This window comes from [Zimmermannella] bifida NBRC 103089 (genome assembly GCF_001570925.1).
GTDB classification, from domain to species: domain Bacteria; phylum Actinomycetota; class Actinomycetes; order Actinomycetales; family Microbacteriaceae; genus Gulosibacter; species Gulosibacter bifidus.
The window spans coordinates 1-955 of the sequence record NZ_BCSP01000033.1 but is presented as its reverse complement, the minus strand read 5'-3'; the positions used below and the strand labels follow the sequence as shown (position 1 = coordinate 955).

Genomic DNA, 955 nt, shown 5'->3' with positions numbered 1-955 from the left:
TGAGGTTTTCTCACCGGGTTTGAGGGTCTGATCACGCTGCCGGGCTGGGACCTGCGGGAACGGCGTGTCGCAGAGGCGCAGGCGGGGCCCGGTGGTCAGGCTCGGTTTCGCCTCTGTCCCCTCGCCCGAACCGAGCCCCGCGTGCTGTCCTATCGTGCCACCTTGCCCGTCCCCCTGGTCGTCGTCCGTCGCGTGTCCGCGTGGCTGCAGCATCACCGAAGAGTCCACGACACCCGCTCCTACCAGCGGGCCGCAACGTGCTGGACCCAAGCCGTCCTGTTCCTGCGGTGGCTGATCGACGCCACCCCAGTCGTCCGCCTCGCGCGTGATCACGGCCTGTCCCAAGCGACCGCATACCGGTACCTGCACGAGGCTATCGACGTCGTCGCCGACCAAGCCCCGACCCTCGAAGACGTCCTGACCGGCCAGCTGACCGCCGGCGCCCCGTTCGTCTGCCTGGACGGCACCCTCATCCACACCGACCGATGCGCCGCCCCTTCCACCAGCACAAACAGCTACGACGTGTGGTACTCCGGCAAGCACCACCACCACGGCGGCAACGTCCAAGTCCTCGCCGACCACACCGGCTTTCCACTCTGGACCAGCCCCGTCGAACCCGGATCCACGCACGACATCACCGCCGCCCGCACCCACGCCTTCCCACTGCTGTACCCCGCCGCCGCGAAAGGCCTGCCCACGTTGGCGGACAAGGGCTACGCCGGCGCGGGCATCGGGATCCGTACCCCGATCAAGGGCCACAACCTCGACCGTGGGAATCGCGCCACGAACCGGTTGCTGCGCGCCCTGCGCGCACCAGCCGAACGCGCCAACGCCATCCTCAAGCAGCACCGAGCCCTACGCCACGTCACCCTCGACCCTGCCCGCATCGGCGCCATCGTCGCCGCCGCGCTCGTCATCACAACCATGACCCGAGGCCGCTGGTGAGAAAACCTCA

1 protein-coding gene is annotated in these 955 nt (G+C 68.9%); it reads left to right on the top strand.

The annotated features are described in order from the left end of the window. The first annotated feature begins 141 nt into the window (after window positions 1-141). Window positions 142-945 (top strand): IS5/IS1182 family transposase, encoded by an 804-nt coding sequence (locus ZBI01S_RS09375; protein WP_066059629.1) that lies wholly within the window; start codon window positions 142-144, stop codon window positions 943-945. Window positions 946-955 lie beyond the last annotated feature (10 nt).